Annotated in this window: 15 protein-coding genes; 9 read left to right on the plus strand and 6 right to left on the minus strand. The window is 63.6% G+C overall.

Features of this window, described 5'->3' with window-relative positions:
* Positions 1 to 179: 179 nt before the first annotated feature.
* Both HU764_RS15765 and HU764_RS15770 read right to left on the minus strand, forming a co-directional pair.
* On the minus strand, positions 180 to 626 hold the full coding sequence (locus tag HU764_RS15765; RefSeq protein ID WP_186680541.1) for a GNAT family N-acetyltransferase: 447 nt from the start codon (positions 624 to 626) through the stop codon (positions 180 to 182).
* Between the two features lie 59 nt (positions 627 to 685).
* Positions 686 to 1,549: a helix-turn-helix transcriptional regulator gene (locus tag HU764_RS15770; RefSeq protein ID WP_186703453.1), complete on the minus strand. Its 864-nt coding sequence runs from the start codon at positions 1,547 to 1,549 to the stop codon at positions 686 to 688.
* Between the two features lie 156 nt (positions 1,550 to 1,705).
* Between HU764_RS15770 and HU764_RS15775 the strand changes: the two genes are divergently transcribed.
* Positions 1,706 to 2,257: a GNAT family N-acetyltransferase gene (locus tag HU764_RS15775; RefSeq protein ID WP_186703454.1), complete on the plus strand. Its 552-nt coding sequence runs from the start codon at positions 1,706 to 1,708 to the stop codon at positions 2,255 to 2,257.
* Between the two features lie 320 nt (positions 2,258 to 2,577).
* Here the strand turns inward: HU764_RS15775 and HU764_RS15780 are convergent, their stop codons facing one another.
* The 3 genes from HU764_RS15780 to HU764_RS15790 form a co-directional block, all read right to left on the minus strand.
* Positions 2,578 to 4,071: an aldehyde dehydrogenase gene (locus HU764_RS15780; protein ID WP_027596233.1), complete on the minus strand. Its 1,494-nt coding sequence runs from the start codon at positions 4,069 to 4,071 to the stop codon at positions 2,578 to 2,580.
* 139 nt (positions 4,072 to 4,210) lie between these two features.
* The gene (locus HU764_RS15785; protein ID WP_186703455.1) at positions 4,211 to 5,593 is read right to left on the minus strand and encodes an aspartate aminotransferase family protein; all 1,383 of its coding nucleotides are present in this window, start codon (positions 5,591 to 5,593) and stop codon (positions 4,211 to 4,213) included.
* A gap of 45 nt (positions 5,594 to 5,638) precedes the next feature.
* Positions 5,639 to 6,442 carry a helix-turn-helix transcriptional regulator gene (locus tag HU764_RS15790; RefSeq protein ID WP_186703485.1) on the minus strand — a complete coding sequence of 268 codons (804 nt, stop codon included), beginning with the start codon at positions 6,440 to 6,442 and terminating at the stop codon, positions 5,639 to 5,641.
* Positions 6,443 to 6,777: 335 nt separating this feature from the next.
* Here HU764_RS15790 and HU764_RS15795 point away from each other — a divergent pair, with 335 nt between their 5' ends.
* Positions 6,778 to 8,151, plus strand: coding sequence for an APC family permease (locus HU764_RS15795; RefSeq protein ID WP_186703456.1), 1,374 nt, complete (start codon positions 6,778 to 6,780; stop codon positions 8,149 to 8,151).
* Between the two features lie 3 nt (positions 8,152 to 8,154).
* Here the strand turns inward: HU764_RS15795 and HU764_RS15800 are convergent, their stop codons facing one another.
* Positions 8,155 to 8,646, minus strand: a complete 492-nt coding sequence (locus tag HU764_RS15800; RefSeq protein WP_186680527.1) for a GNAT family N-acetyltransferase — start codon at positions 8,644 to 8,646, stop codon at positions 8,155 to 8,157.
* 137 nt (positions 8,647 to 8,783) lie between these two features.
* Here HU764_RS15800 and HU764_RS15805 point away from each other — a divergent pair, with 137 nt between their 5' ends.
* The 7 genes from HU764_RS15805 (at position 8,784) to HU764_RS15835 (ending at position 14,984) form a co-directional block, all read left to right on the plus strand.
* Positions 8,784 to 9,380: a biliverdin-producing heme oxygenase gene (locus HU764_RS15805; RefSeq protein WP_186703457.1), complete on the plus strand. Its 597-nt coding sequence runs from the start codon at positions 8,784 to 8,786 to the stop codon at positions 9,378 to 9,380.
* 210 nt (positions 9,381 to 9,590) lie between these two features.
* A complete protein-coding gene (locus HU764_RS15810) occupies positions 9,591 to 9,986 on the plus strand; it encodes a hypothetical protein (protein WP_186680523.1) in 396 nt (131 codons plus the stop codon).
* Positions 9,987 to 10,220: 234 nt separating this feature from the next.
* On the plus strand, positions 10,221 to 10,538 hold the full coding sequence (locus HU764_RS15815) for a DUF2388 domain-containing protein (protein WP_099429773.1): 318 nt from the start codon (positions 10,221 to 10,223) through the stop codon (positions 10,536 to 10,538).
* Positions 10,539 to 10,670: 132 nt separating this feature from the next.
* Positions 10,671 to 12,170, plus strand: coding sequence for a glycolate oxidase subunit GlcD (gene glcD, locus HU764_RS15820; protein WP_186680521.1), 1,500 nt, complete (start codon positions 10,671 to 10,673; stop codon positions 12,168 to 12,170).
* On the plus strand, positions 12,170 to 13,222 hold the full coding sequence (gene glcE, locus HU764_RS15825; protein ID WP_186680519.1) for a glycolate oxidase subunit GlcE: 1,053 nt from the start codon (positions 12,170 to 12,172) through the stop codon (positions 13,220 to 13,222). The genes glcD and glcE overlap by 1 nt, the downstream gene beginning before the upstream one ends.
* Positions 13,223 to 13,231: 9 nt before the next feature.
* A complete protein-coding gene (glcF, locus tag HU764_RS15830; RefSeq protein WP_186703458.1) occupies positions 13,232 to 14,455 on the plus strand; it encodes a glycolate oxidase subunit GlcF in 1,224 nt (407 codons plus the stop codon).
* A 190-nt stretch (positions 14,456 to 14,645) separates the two neighbouring features.
* Positions 14,646 to 14,984, plus strand: coding sequence for a hypothetical protein (locus HU764_RS15835; protein ID WP_027593708.1), 339 nt, complete (start codon positions 14,646 to 14,648; stop codon positions 14,982 to 14,984).
* The last annotated feature ends 12 nt before the right edge of the window (positions 14,985 to 14,996 follow it).

A 14,996-nucleotide genomic window follows, 5' to 3' on the forward strand; every position in this document is an offset into this window, starting at 1 on the left:
ACCCCAAGCCCGGTAGGAGCAGCCTTGTGCTGCGAAGAGGCCCGCGACAACACAATCAATCTCTGTTGTTGTCACGGGCCTCTTCGCAGCACAAGGCTGCTCCTACAGGGGGGCGTCCCCGGCAAGTGCGCCTATGTGTGCAAGGAGAATTGGGCGTTGGGTAACGGCATCGCTAAAAATCAGGGCAGCTGCTTCTCCATCGGCTGATAGACCAGCCCGGCAAACTCGCCCACGTCGCCTGCCAGAACGAACCCATAGCGTTCGTAGGCGGCCACCGAAGACAACGACGCCCTGACCGTCACCACCGCCTCCCTCGCTTGCGCCAGTGCCGCGTTCATCAGGCGCGTACCAATGCCCCGCCGTTGCCAGCCCGGTGCGACGAACAGCATGGCCACGTGGCGGCCTTCCTTGAATTCGATCAACCCGGTGAGGGCGCCGTCCGCGACGCACACCAGCGTCAGGTTATCGCCCTCCATACGCTCGGCAAACGCCTGTGCCGCCGCCACCTTGGCGAAGGTGTCCACACCCTGCGCCGACAGCGAAGGCGCAACGGCCTGCATGAATGCGTCCAGGCACAGAGTGCTGGCGGAGGGCAGGTCGTCGTAGGTCAGTTGGCGTATGTGCATGGTCGTCATCCGTGGCGAGTCAAAGCAGGATAATGCCCCGCCGCAAGCAACCCGAGCAATCAAGGGCCTGGCCGCGATCCGTTCGGCTCATGCGAGTGGCTTCGATAGTAGGACAACGAAACCCCCGTCTGGCGTTTGAAATACCGGCACAAATACGACGCGTCGGCGAAGTTGAGCGTGTCCGCGATTTGCCCAATCGCCAGGGTACTGTATGAAAGCAGTGCCTTGATTTCCAAGGTCACCTGGCGGTCAATCAGGCCTTTCGGGGTGTCATTGAAAAAAGCCTTGCTCAGCTGCGACAGATAAAACGGCGTTATCGCCAACGCATCGGCATAAAACTTCACCTCTCGGTGACGCATGGAGTGTTTGCCTATCAACTCCCAGAACCGCCAACTGAGTGTTTCCTGGCGGCTGAATTGCCGGCCCGCCTGGTACTGCGCCGGAAGTTGCTCGGCGATCTTCAGAAACAGGTTTTGCAGGTGGTTTCTGAGCATGATGTGCTGGTACGTGGGGCAGCGCTGCGCAATGTCCCGCATGTGCGCCAACCAGCCCGCCAGCAGCGGCCTGTCGGCGTTGGCCGGCACGCAGTGTGGGTGGTCATGCAAAAAAACGAACAAGGGGTTCGGCAGTTGGTAAGCCACCTCCGCGGCAAAGCCTTTGGGCATCAGGCAAAAAAATACCCTGAAACTGCGTGAGCGACGTTTGAGCAACGCGATCGTGTCCTCGGCCAACACCATCACATCACCACGCCTGACCGCCTGGTCCTTGAAGTTGAATGCGAAGGCGGCACTGCCGGACAAGCACACCAGCAGCGTTATGTAGGCATGGCCGAAAGACAGCGGCACGCCTACCCCTTCGGCGAGCGTGGTCTCCCCCAACCGGGGCGGATCGCCAGGTGTAACCAGTTTCGGAATGTGCTGCATGGTGGCTCAACGCTGCCCGCTTAAACTGCGCAAAGCTTATCACCGCTCGCTGATGGAGTTTCGAAAAGTACCGAAACTGCCGAGGTACTGACGTGTACCCATCAAGCGCCGCGCACTACCCTGTGACGCCCGAGCAACCCAGGATGAGTACAGGACATGCGACTTGAAACACAACGGCTGCGGCTGCGACCTTGGCAAGAAACAGATGCCGCTGACTTATACGAATACGCCAAGAACGACCGCGTTGGCCCTGTCGCGGGGTGGCCACCGCACACCAGCGTTGAGTACAGTGCCGAGGTCATCCGCACCGTGTTCAATCACCCCGAGGTGTATGCCGTCGAACTGAAGGAGAACGGCCGAGCAGTGGGATGTGTAGGCATTCTGATAGGCGGCAACAGCCACTTCGAGATCAGCGAGCAGGAAGGCGAAATCGCCTACTGGATCGGCGTGCCGTACTGGGGCAAAGGCCTGATTCCCGAAGCCGTGCGTGAAGTGATGCGGCACGGGTTTGAAACCCTGAAACTCAAGGCGCTCTGGTGTGGCTATTTCGCTGACAACACCCAGTCTTTTGTTGCCCAATCGAAGTGCGGGTTCCGCCATCACCACACCGAAGAAAACAAATACAACGCGTTCCTCCAGGATTATCGGACCGAACACATCAGCTGCATCACTTACGCGCAGTGGCTCACGCCGGCTGACCACCCGTGACGGGCGCACTGACAGCCAGGTGTGATGTGCGGTGATCGCTTAGCCAACCACTTCCAACCACGCCCAGCGCTCCCGGTAGCTGGCCGCTTTTTGCTCGAACAACGCAGGTTGCAGGTTCAATGGGTTGGGCCTTAGCAGGTCGTGCTGCAGTTGAGTTGATTGCCCTGCCCTTGGGTCATGCGCGCCCCGTGTAGGAGCAGCCTTGCGCTGCGAAGAGGCCGGTGATAGCACAGCAAATCTTCAGTGCCATCACCGGCCTCTTCGCAGCGCAAGGCTGCTCCTACACCGGGCGCGCGTGGCTGGGGTACGCAGTCCGCTTTTCAAGCACGCAGCTGATACCAGGTGGTCTTGAGCTGTGAGTACTTGTCGAACGAATGCAGCGACAGGTCGCGACCAAACCCCGACTGTTTGCCCCCCCCAAACGGCACCGTGACATCCAGCGCATCCACCGTGTTGACCGAAACGGTGCCAGCCTTCAGCGCCCGCGCAACGCGATGCACCTGGTTGAAGTCGTCGCTCCACACCGACGCCGCCAGGCCGTAGACACTGTCGTTGGCCAGGCGCACGGCCTGCTCCTCGCTGTCGAACGCAGTGACCGCCAGCACTGGGCCGAACACTTCCTCCCGGGCCAGGCTCATGCTGCCATCGACGCCGGCAAAGATGCTCGGTTCGATGTAGTTGTCCGAGCCGTCAATGGTGAGGCGCCGGCCACCGCACACTAGCTGGGCGCCCTGCGCGTGCGCACGGTCGATGGCGGCCTTGATGCGACCGGTCTGCTCGGCATCGACGATGGCACCCGCGCGGCTTGCCGGGTCGAGCGGGTTGCCGGGCATCCACTGGCGGGCTTTGGCTTGCAGGCGCTCGATGAACGCATCGTGGATCGAGCGCTGCACATACAGGCGCGAGTTCGCCGAACACACTTCACCCTGGTTGAAGAAAATGCCGAACGCTGCTTTTTCCGCCGCCAAGTCCAGGTCCTGGCAGGTGTCGAACACCAGGTTCGGGCTCTTGCCGCCACACTCCAGCCAGACCTGCTTGAGGTTTGACTGCGCCGAGTACTGCATGAAGTACTTACCCACCTGAGTGGAGCCGGTGAACACCAGGCAGTCGACGTCCGGGTGCAGCCCCAGCGCCCGGCCCGCGTCTTCGCCCAGGCCTGGCACGACGTTCAGCACGCCCTCCGGCAAACCGGCCTCCAGCGCCAGTTGCCCCAGGCGCAGCGCCGAGAACGGCGATTGCTCGGCGGGTTTTAGCACCACGCTGTTGCCGGCAGCCAGCGCCGGCGCAAGCTTCCAGGCCGCCATGTCGAGCGGGAAGTTCCACGGCACCACGGCGGCGACCACGCCCAGCGCTTCGCGGGTGATGGTGGCGAGCGCGTTGGGCGCGGTGGGCGCTACCTGGTCGTACAGTTTGTCCAATGCCTCGCCGTACCAGGCAAAGACATGCGCCGAGCCGGGGACGTCGATGGTGTAGGCATCCATGACCGGCTTGCCCATGTTCAGCGAGTCCAGCAGCGCGAGCTCTTCACGGTTGGCCATGATCAGCTCGGCCAGGCGCAGCAGCACCTTCTTGCGCTCGACCGGGGCCATGCGCGACCACGGGCCTTGCTCGAAGGCACGGCGTGCGGTGGCCACCGCCAGGTCGACTTCAGCCTGACCACAGGCGGCGACCTGCGCCAGTACCTGCTGGGTGGCCGGGTTGATGGCGGCGAACGTGGCGCCGCTGTTAGCGCTCACCTGCTGGCTGCCGATCAGGGCCTTGTCGGGCAAACGCAGGCTTGCAGCGCGCGTTTGCCAGTATTCGAGACGCTCCATTTTCACTCCCTATGACTGTCTTGGATTCTGGGGCTGCGCTGCAGCCCATTCGCGGCGCAAGGCCGCTCCTACAGACGATCGCCTGCACGTGTAGGAGCGGCCTTGCGTCGCGAATGGGGCGCAAAGCGCCCCCACTGGCTCAGAGCTTGCCCACTAACCGGGCAGTGCGGTCTACAGCGATACGTGTCTTGTCGACCAGTTCGTCCAGCTCGCCACGGTTGGCCACCAGTGCCGGCGCCATGATCATCCGGCCCAAGGTCGAGCGAATGATCACACCTTCTTCGAAGCCGAAGGTGCGGCACTGCCAAGCCAGGTCGTTCTCGTTGGCAAAGCGCTTGCGGGTCGGCTTGTGTTCAGCGAACTGCAGCGCCGCCACCAGGCCCGCACCCTGCACCTGGCCAATCAAGGGGTGATCGGCAAACACTTCACGCAGGATGCGCTGCAGGTACGGCCCAGTGTCATCCTTCACCTGGCGCACGATGCCTTCATCGCGCAGCGCCTTGAGGTTGGCGATGGCCACGGCCGCCGCCACCGGGTGGCCCGAATAGGTCAGGCCGTGGGCAAACACCCCGCCGCGTTCCACCAGGGCTTCGGCGATGCGCTTGCTCAGCACCAGGCCGCCCATGGGCACATAGCCGCTGGTCAGGCCCTTGGCGATCGACAGGGTGTCCGGCTCGAAGCCGAAATACTCATGGGCAAACCATTCGCCGGTGCGGCCAAAACCGCCGATCACCTCGTCAGCACACAGCAGCACGTCGTATTGGCGGCAGATCCGCTGGATCTCGGGCCAGTAGCTTTCCGGTGGGAAGATCATGCCCCCGGCCCCCTGGAAAGGTTCGGCGACAAAACCGGCGACGTTTTCCGCACCCAGTTCGAGGATCTTTTCCTCCAGTTGCAGCGCGCAGCGGCGGCCGAACTCGGCCGGGGTCAGCTCGCCACCTTCGGCGTACCAGTACGGCTCGTCGATGTGCGCCACATCCGGGATCAGCCCGCCCATCTCGTGCATGAACTTCATGCCGCCCAGCGCCGTGGCCGCCAGGGTCGAGCCGTGGTAGCCATTCCAGCGGCCAATCATGATCTTCTTGGTCGGCTGGCCAACCACCTGCCAGTAACGGCGCACGGTGCGGATCAGCACCTCGTTGGCCTCGGACCCGGAGTTGGTGTAGATCGCGTGGCTGTAGTGGCCAGGCAACAGGCTGAACAGCAACTCGGACAGCTCGATCACCGCCGGGTGGGTGGTGTGGAAGAACATGTTGTAGTAGGCCAACTGGTCCATCTGCGCGGCGGCGGCGGCGGTCAGGTCCTTGCGACCGTAACCCAGCTGAGTGCACCACAGCCCCGACATGCCATCCAGGTAACGCTTGCCCTCGCTGTCCCACAGGTGCAGCCGCTCCCCCCCAACCATGACCCGCGGGCCTTCGGCATTGAGCGCCTTCTGATCGAGAAAGGCATGGATGTGGTGCGCGGCGTCGGCGGCCTGGTAGTCACGGGTCTGGCGTTTGGGAACGAAAGGCGCATTCATGGGTGGTTTTCCTTGTTGTCAGTGGGTGTCGCAGGGCTGCGGCGCTTAGCGCAGCTTGCCCATGTAGCTTTCCAGCGGGTCCTTGCCCAGCACGCCCTGGGCATTGGCCAGCGCGTCGATGAACAAGGAAAACAGTTCGGATTGCGTGCCGATGTCGAGCTTGGCATAGACGTTTTTGCGGTGGGACTTGATGGTGTCTTCCGACACCCCCAGGCGCTCGGCCAAGGACTTGGTCGAGTGGCCACGCAGGATGAGTTGGGCGATGCGGCACTCGCGCTCGGTCAGCAACGAGCTGCCAAAGTTGTTGAGCGCGGCATGGATACGCTGCTCCAGCACGTTCTCGAAACGCCCCCCGCGGCTCCCCAGCCCGGCGAAGTGCTTGTTGAGCACCGCCAGCACCCAAGGCGTGACACGGCCGAACAGCTCGCGGCTTGGCCCGTCCAGTTTGTCGGTGAAGGCCAGCGACACTGCCAGGCTCTGGCCGGGGGCAACCTGGAGGATGTAATTGAGCTCATCCTCCAGGTGCGAATGGCGGTAGAACGACTGGTAGTACTCACTCACTTCGAAGTGGTCAGGGGCCACGTCGAACAGGCCGTAGCAGCCAGACTCGACGCGCTCCACGCAGGCACCGTAGAACGGGTCGAGCAGGTAGAACCCGGAAAGGTAGCGGCTGACATTGCCTTCTGGCAGCCAGGGCGCCTTGTCATCCTGCTCGAACAGCGCGCTCGGCATGCCGTCATGGGGGTAGAGGTAGACGGTGGTGGCCTGGATCGGCCGGATGAACCCGAGCGCACCGAACAAGGTGGCGGCAAAGCCCGGTTGGCCGATCGTGTCGGTCACCTTGGCCATGTGCTCGAACCACTGCTCTGAAGCCAATTGGTCACTGTTCACTGGAATTCTGCCGGTAGCGGGAAACGGTATCGCCGTTGGGGCGGCGCGTTGTCTGCAAATACTCCCACGGCCAGGCAGAGACCGAAATCACCCTTTGGGGTGAGCGTTTTCAGGCGACGACCGGCTCACCCCAAAGGGTGATTTCGAGTGTGCCTGGGGTGTGGGAGCATCGTCCGGCCCCACCCCTGAGGGCCGCGCACCGCACGCTGGCCCAGCCTCCTTTCATGACCCCGCAACGGTATCGAGCCCACTCGCCTACCGCGGCGTCCTGCATCCGATTTCAGGAGTTAGCAATGCATACAACAACAACTACAGCCCAATCCGCCCATGCCGCGTCGCCCTCCAGCCCGTCGGGCCGCTTTAGAAAATCCATGGGGCTGAGTGCCCTGGTGCTGTTCGGCCTTGCCTACATGGTGCCACTGGCGGTATTCACCACCTATGGCCTGGTTACCCAGATGACCAAGGGACACCTGCCCACCGCCTACCTGCTGACCCTCGCCGCCATGCTACTGACTGCCTACAGCTATGGCCGCATGGTGCAAGCGCACCCCTACTCCGGCTCCGTGTACACCTACACCCGCAAAGCCTTCGGCACCCACATCGGCTTCATGACTGGCTGGACGCTGCTGCTCGACTACATCTTCTTGCCGTTGCTCAGCTACCTGCTGATCGGCATCTACATGTCGGAGTACTTCCCGGCCATCCACGCCTGGGTGTGGGTCGCAGGCTCCATCGCCCTGGTGACCTTCCTCAACCTGATCGGTATCGAATCGATTACCCGGGTGAACTGGATTCTGGTGGTCGTCCAGCTGGTGTTCATCATCGTCTTCGTCGGCTTGTCGATCAGCAACCTGGCCGGCCAGTCGGCGCCTGTGTCATTGCTTGCGCCCTTCCACCATGAGGGCTTCAGCGTGCCGCTGATCATGACCGGCGCCGCCGTGCTGTGCCTGTCGTTTCTTGGCTTCGATGCGGTCTCGACCATGGCCGAGGAAACCAGCAACCCAACGTTTCGCATCCCACTGGCGATCATGGCCGTGTCGCTGATCGGCGGGCTGCTGTTTCTGGTGGTGTCGTACTGCGCACAGATGGTCTTCCCGGAGTGGGGCAGTTTCGCCGACCCCGACTCGGCCTCGGTGGACGTGATGCGTCGGGTGGGCGGTGAACTGTTGGTGACGGCGTTTACCGCCACCTATGTCGCCGGCTGCTTCGCTTCGGCCATGGTCTCCCAGGCAAGCGTGTCGCGGGTGCTGTTCGCCATGGGGCGCGATGGGGCGTTGCCGGCCGTGTTTGGCCAGCTGGTGACGAAAAAGCGTGTACCGGCGGCGGCGATCATGCTGGTCAGCCTGCTGTCGCTGATCGCCCTGTTCATCACCCTCGACACCGTCGCCAACATGATCAGCTTCGGCGCGTTGTTCGCGTTTTCCGCCGTGAACCTGGCCGTGGTCAAGCACTACCTGATCGACCAGAAGCTGCGGGGCACGCGCAACTGCCTGCTGTACGGTGTGGTTCCTGGGCTGGGGTTTCTCAGTACGCTGTGGCTGTGGAGCAGCTTGTCGAGCCTATCGTTCACCATCGGGCTGTGCTGGATGGGCGTGGGGTTCGCCTGCCTGCTTGGGCTGACCCGGGCGTTTCGGGTGAAACTGCCCGAGCTGCAGATGGCCGAGTAAGGCTCAGAGCGTCATGAGCATTTCGTGCCAGGCCATGCCACCGTGCTCGGAGGGCGATGGCTGCACGTAGGTGTAGCCCAGCTTTTGGTATAGCGCGACATGCTGCTCTTTGCACATCAGGTGGATGGTCTGCTTGCCCTGGGCCTTCATGCGCTGGATGAACTCACTCATCAGCCGCGTTGCATAGCCTTTGCCCTGGTGTGCGGTGTCGACCACCACCGACATGATCACCACGTTCGGTGCCGCCGGGTCATGGCCGACCAGCTCCTTGAAGGCCTCGTCAGACATGACCACGTCATGCGCACAGCCACTGTTGATGAAGCCGACGGTTTCGCCCTCGGCTTCAAGTAGCAGAAAACCTTCCGGGTACTGGGCAATGCGGGTGCGGATTTTTTCCAGGGTGGCCGCTTCATCCCCTTCGTAGGCACCGATTTCGATCGCGTAGCAGCGTTCAGCGTCGGCGGGCACGGGGTTGCGGAACTGAGGGGCGCTCATGCGCTGACTCCTTGGGGTAATGACGACAGGCTGCATGATAAATCACCGCCGATTATTTTCAGCATGACAGGATCGTTTCCTGGACTGAGCGATCTGATTACCATGCCACCCTCGCCACCTCGACACGGAAACGCCCAATGACTACTACCGCCACGTGCCTCACCGAGCCCGGCCGCTGCGCACGCCTGAAAGCGTCCAGCAGCCGCGACCACGACAGTGTCGACGCACTGGTCATGGCCGCACGCCCCTTCGAGGACCGTGAGCGCTATGCCCGCTTCCTGCAGGTGCAACACCGTTTCCATGGCAGCCTGACGGCGTTGTACCGCGACGAGCAGCTGAATCGACGCCTTCCGGGGTTGGTGCATTTATCGCGGTTCGAAGCGGTGGAGGCAGATCTGCAAGCCTTGGGGTTGCCGCTGCCTGCTGCGCCGCAACGGGTCATTGCCAGCCCCGCCGAGGCGTTGGGTTGGCTGTATTGCAGCGAAGGGTCGAACCTGGGGGCGGCGTTCCTGTTCAAACAGACCCAGCGCTTGGGCCTGGATGGCAACCTGGGCGCCCGACACCTGGCGCCCCACCCCGATGGCCGCGGCCTGCACTGGCGTGAGTTTGTCGCCAAGCTTGATGGGTTGGCACTGGAGGCTGATGAGGAAGCGGAGGTGGTGGCCGGGGTGATTGCCGCGTTTGACAGTTATCGGGGGCATTTGCGGGCTGTGTTTGTGGCGGGTGGGGGTTGATAGTGCGATAGGGCTGACAAGGGTCGCGCGCCCATGTCCCAGGAATATTGGCCCGAAACAGATGTAGGAGCAGCCTTGTGCTGCGATGCGCCGCGCGGGCGGCGCTCGATCTCATAGGCGCCAAATCAATCACCCCTATCACCTCTAGAACTTTTCCCTATTTAAAGGTCTATCTGCACAGGTAAATAGAACCAGAGGTTGGCTTCGCTCATGAAAATGCATGTCGCACGGTTGATGCTTCTCAGCCTGTTCACGTTCGCGGCGGTGGGCTCGGCATCAGCATCACAGATAAAGACCTCGAACGCGGTCTCCCCGGCCGCAACCGTTCAGGCGCTACAGCAACCGGCAGAAAACCCTTGGCCGACCGTGGCCAGCCTGGCGGGTGAACACACGGCGCCGTTGCTCGCCCATGATGACCGCGACTGGCACGATGATCGTTGGCACGATCGCAGAGGCGACTGGCGCCGCGAACAATGGCGCCGCGAGCAAGCCCGCCGCGAAGCCGAGCGCCGACGCGATTGGGAACGCCGTCGTGATTGGGAGCGCCGCCATGAACGGGCCATGCATCACCGCTATCAGGACGATCACCGCTACTATCGCCGTTGATGCGCGGCCCCGGTAGGAGCAGCCTTGTGCTGCGAAGAGGCCGGTACCAGCCACGAATTACTGTGGTCTGTACCGGCCTCTTCGCAGCACAAGGCTGCTCCACAAGACGCAAGACCGTGCATGACCAGCGCGTGCGACAGTCCCCAGGCAAAGATTGAACTACTCGCACTCCCAAGCGCTCTTACTCAGTGAGTGGTTTATTTCCTTGGGCTTGACGCTACTGGAGAACACACTATGCGCCACCTATTCCTCGCCCCCGCGCTGCTGCTCCTGCTGCCTGCCGGTGCTGCCCTGGCCCGCGTCGATGCGGGCGACGTGGCCACCTCGGCCGGTGTTTCCGCTTCGCTGTATTCGACCTTCAAGGACGACAAACGGATCATCCCGGCCCGTGACGAGCTGTCTGCCTTCGTCGCCAGCGGCGGTGCTATCCGCGGCGCCTACGTGGAATCGGCGCTGGAACAGGCACGTAAGGACCATCCCGGTCTGCAGGCCAATGACGAAGAACTGGCCCGGGCCATTCTCTCCCAGGACGATCCTGTAGCAAATCATTGAAACCTTGCACTCAGCACACCCACGCCTGCTTCTCTTCGCAGATTTAGCAGGCGTGGGTGTGCTGCGGGCACACGCAGGCTGAAGGGGTGATACGCTTCCAACGACAATAACAATTGCCGCCGAGTGAGCCCAATGAACATCCTCTACGACGAGCGGGTCGATGGAGCGCTGCCTGACGTGGACCTGCCCGCCCTGCTCAAGGCCCTGCGCGATGCGCAGCCGGACCTGACGATTCTTCATCGCGCAGAAGACCTCAAACCCTACGAGTGTGACGGCCTCTGCGCCTACCGGACGGTGCCACTGCTGGTGGTGCTGCCTGAACGCCTGGAACAGGTTCAGACCTTATTGCAGCTCTGCCACCAACGCGGCGTACCGGTGGTGGCGCGCGGTGCCGGCACCGGGCTGTCCGGGGGTGCCCTGCCACTGGCCAAAGGCATCCTGCTGGTAATGGCGCGCTTCAACCGCATTCTGGAGATAAACCCCGAGGGGCGCTTCGCGCGTGTTCAGCCCGGGGTACGCAACCTGTCCATCTCCCAGGCTGCCGCGCCCTATGGCCTGTACTACGCCCCCGACCCGTCTTCGCAAATCGCCTGCTCCATCGGCGGCAACGTGGCCGAAAATGCCGGGGGCGTGCATTGCCTCAAGTACGGTTTGACCGTGCACAACCTGCTCAAGGTGGAGATTCTCACGGTCGAGGGTGAACGCCTGACTCTGGGCAGCGACGCCCTCGACAGCCCCGGTTTCGACCTGCTGGCACTGTTCACCGGCTCCGAAGGCATGCTCGGCATCGTCACCGAAGTGACCGTCAAGTTGCTGCCCAAGCCCCAGGTGGCGCGGGTGTTGCTCGCCAGCTTCGACTGCGTCGAGGACGCCGGCAGGGCAGTGGCCGAGATCATCGGCGCCGGGATCATCCCCGGCGGGCTGGAGATGATGGACAACCTGGCGATTCGCGCTGCCGAGGACTTCATCCACGCAGGCTACCCCGTGGATGCGGCGGCGATCCTGCTGTGCGAACTCGATGGTGTCGAAGCCGATGTGCATGACGACTGCGAGCGTGTCGCGGCCGTGCTGACCCAGGCCGGCGCACGCGAGGTGCGGCTGGCCTGCGACGAGGCAGAACGCGCGCGTTTCTGGGCCGGGCGCAAGAATGCCTTCCCGGCGGTGGGGCGCATTTCACCCGACTACTATTGCATGGATGGCACCATCCCACGCCGCGAACTGCCCCGCGTACTCAAGGGCATCAGCGCACTGTCCGAACAGTACGGCCTGCGCGTGGCCAATGTGTTCCATGCCGGCGACGGCAACATGCACCCGCTGATCCTGTTCGATGCCAACCTGCCCGGCGAACTGGAACGCGCCGAGGCCATTGGCGGCAAGATACTCGAACTGTGCGTGGCGGTAGGCGGCAGCATCACCGGCGAGCACGGCGTCGGGCGGGAGAAGATCAACCAGATGTGCGCGCAGTTCAACAGCGACGAAATCACCCTGTTCCACGCCGTCAAGGCCGCCTTCGACCCGCAAGGGTTACTCAACCCTGGCAAGAACATCCCCACCCTGCACCGCTGCGCCGAATTCGGCGCGATGCATGTGCACCACGGGCAGTTGCCCTTCCCCAACCTGGAGCGTTTCTGATGGGCAAGGACCGCGACATCAGTCAGGCCCTGCTGGAGCAGGTCAACCAGGCACTGATCCTGGGCACACCGCTGCGAATCCAGGGCGGCAACAGCAAGGCCATGCTCGGCTGCCCGGTCGCCGGGGAAGTCATCGATACCCGCGGCCATCGCGGTATCGTCAGCTACGACCCCACCGAACTGGTGCTAACCGCACGCGCCGGCACGCCGCTGCAGGAAGTCGAGGCAGCGCTGCACGAGGCGGGCCAGATGCTGCCTTGCGAGCCCCCGCACCTCGGCCCCGAAGCGACCCTCGGCGGTGTCGTTGCGGCGGGGTTGTCCGGGCCACGGCGGCCATGGGCCGGGGCGGTGCGCGATCATGTGCTCGGTACCCGGGTGATCACTGGCCACGGCAAGCTACTGCGCTTCGGGGGTGAAGTGATGAAGAACGTCGCCGGGTATGACGTCTCGCGGCTGATGGCAGGCAGTTTCGGTTGCCTTGGCCTGCTGACCGAGGTGTCGCTGAAAGTACTGCCGCGCCCGCGCCAATGCCTGAGCCTATGCCTGCCGATGGACCGTCACCAGGCGCTGGCGGCGCTTACCACCTGGGGCCAGCAGCCGCTGCCGATCAGCGCTGCCTGCCATGACGGCGAGGCGCTGTACCTGCGCCTGGAAGGGGGTGAAGGCTCGGTGCAGTCGGCACGCCAACGCCTGGGAGGTGACGTGCTCGACAGCTGCTTCTGGACCGACCTGCGCGAACAGCGCCTGGCTTTTTTCGACGACCCGGCGCCACTGTGGCGGCTGTCCGTGCCCAACGCCACTGGGGAGCTGAATCTACCCGGGCGCCAACTGATCGACTGGGGCGGCGCGCAGCGCTGGCTGAAGTCGAGCGCGCCAGTGGAGTCGATTCGCGCAGCGGTTGCCAACGTCGGCGGCCATGCCACGTGCTACGCACCTGGCGAACAGAGCAGCGCACCATTGCCCGCCGCCCTGCTGCGCTACCACAAAGCCCTCAAGCAGCAACTCGACCCCCAGGGCATCTTCAACCCGGGCCGCCTGTACCCAGACCTATGAGGGCACACCATGCAAACCAACCTGAGTGAAGTCGCGAAACGCCTGCCCCGCGCCGAAGAGGCCGAACGCATTCTGCGTAGCTGCGTGCACTGTGGTTTCTGCACGGCCACCTGCCCCACCTATCAGTTGCTCGGCGACGAGCTGGATGGCCCTCGCGGGCGCATCTACCTGATCAAACAAGTGCTCGAAGGCGCACCGATCACCGCCAGCACGCAACTCCACCTGGACCGCTGCCTGACCTGCCGCAACTGCGAAACCACCTGCCCTTCAGGCGTGAAATACCACGATTTGCTGGACATCGGCCGCGCCGTGGTCGAACAGCAAGTGCCACGCCCGCTCGGCCAGCGCCTGCTGCACGGGGGCCTGCGGGCGGTGGTGCCGCGCCCTGCGCTGTTCAAGGCCCTGTGCCGCACTGGGCAAGCCTTGCGCCCGGTGCTGCCGGCGGCCCTGACAAGCAAGCTGCCCGCCCGGGTGACCGCACCCGGCGTACGGCCGGCGCCACGGCATTCCCGCCGGGTGCTGATGCTCGAAGGCTGCGTGCAACCGGCGCTGTCGCCCAATACCAATGCCGCTGCCGCGCGCGTGCTGGACCGGTTGGGGATCAGCGTCGAACCGATTCGCGAAGCCGGTTGCTGTGGTGCGGTCGATTACCACCTCAATGCCCAGGCCCAAGGCCTGGACCGCGCCCGGCGCAACATCGACGCCTGGTGGCCGGCCATTGAGGCGGGGGCTGAAGCCATCGTGCAAACGGCCAGCGGCTGCGGCGCGTTCGTGCGCGACTACGGCCACTTGCTGGAGGCGGACCCGCGGTATGCCGCCAAGGCGGCGCGGGTCAGTGCCTTGTCTCGCGACCTGGTGGAAGTGCTGTGCGAAGCGCCGGTCGAGCAGCTTGGTCTGTGCGCCGAGCAGCGTGTGGCCTTTCATTGTCCGTGCACCTTGCAGCACGCGCTCAAGCTTGGCGGTGCGGTAGAAGGCCTGCTGACTCGCCTCGGTTTTACCCTGACCGCGGTGCCGGATGGCCATTTGTGCTGTGGGTCGGCGGGGACCTATTCGCTGACCCAGCCTGAGCTGTCGCGGCAGTTGCGGGACAATCGATTGAATGCCTTGGAGAGCGGCAGGCCGCAGGTCATTGTTACCGCCAACATCGGTTGCCAGGCCCACCTTGGTGGGGCCGGGCGCACGCCGGTGCGGCATTGGGTTGAGATTGTCGATGCGGGTTTGGGGGCGGGATAGGTATGACGTTAGATGTGCAGCGCCTGGGAGATCGAGCGCCGCGCGGGCGGCGCTCGATCTCATAAGCGCAGAAAATCCCAAGGCTGAAACACTTTCAGAAATCCCCCACAACTACGTCAGAAATGCCCTACTTGTCGCGCCTGACAGCTGAAAACATGATCCCCTCTGGACGACCCAGAGGAGGCCCCGCATGCACCAGTCCGCTCGCCCCACCGCCGAACTGCGCCACACCCTGCGTGAACTGCTGGCCCACAAGGTCAGCAACCCTGATGACGACCCGCACCTGTCGGGTGTGCTGTTCTTCTGTGCCACCGACGAGCGCACCCGCCAGTTGATCGAGCGCATCGAGCTGCTGGCCAGCGAAGCCTTCTTCGACGCCAGTGGCCGCGCCATCACCCACCGGATGCGAGCGGCCGCGGTTGACGGGGTGCGTATCAAGCAAAAGCACAAGGCACCGGCCGATGAAACGGTGATACGCATCGCCCTGCCCGACAAAGGCTACATCACGGTCAGCACGGCACGCTTGTAGGCGCAACACGGT

Origin of the sequence: Pseudomonas kermanshahensis, assembly GCF_014269205.2 — a bacterium.
GTDB classification, from domain to species: domain Bacteria; phylum Pseudomonadota; class Gammaproteobacteria; order Pseudomonadales; family Pseudomonadaceae; genus Aquipseudomonas; species Aquipseudomonas kermanshahensis.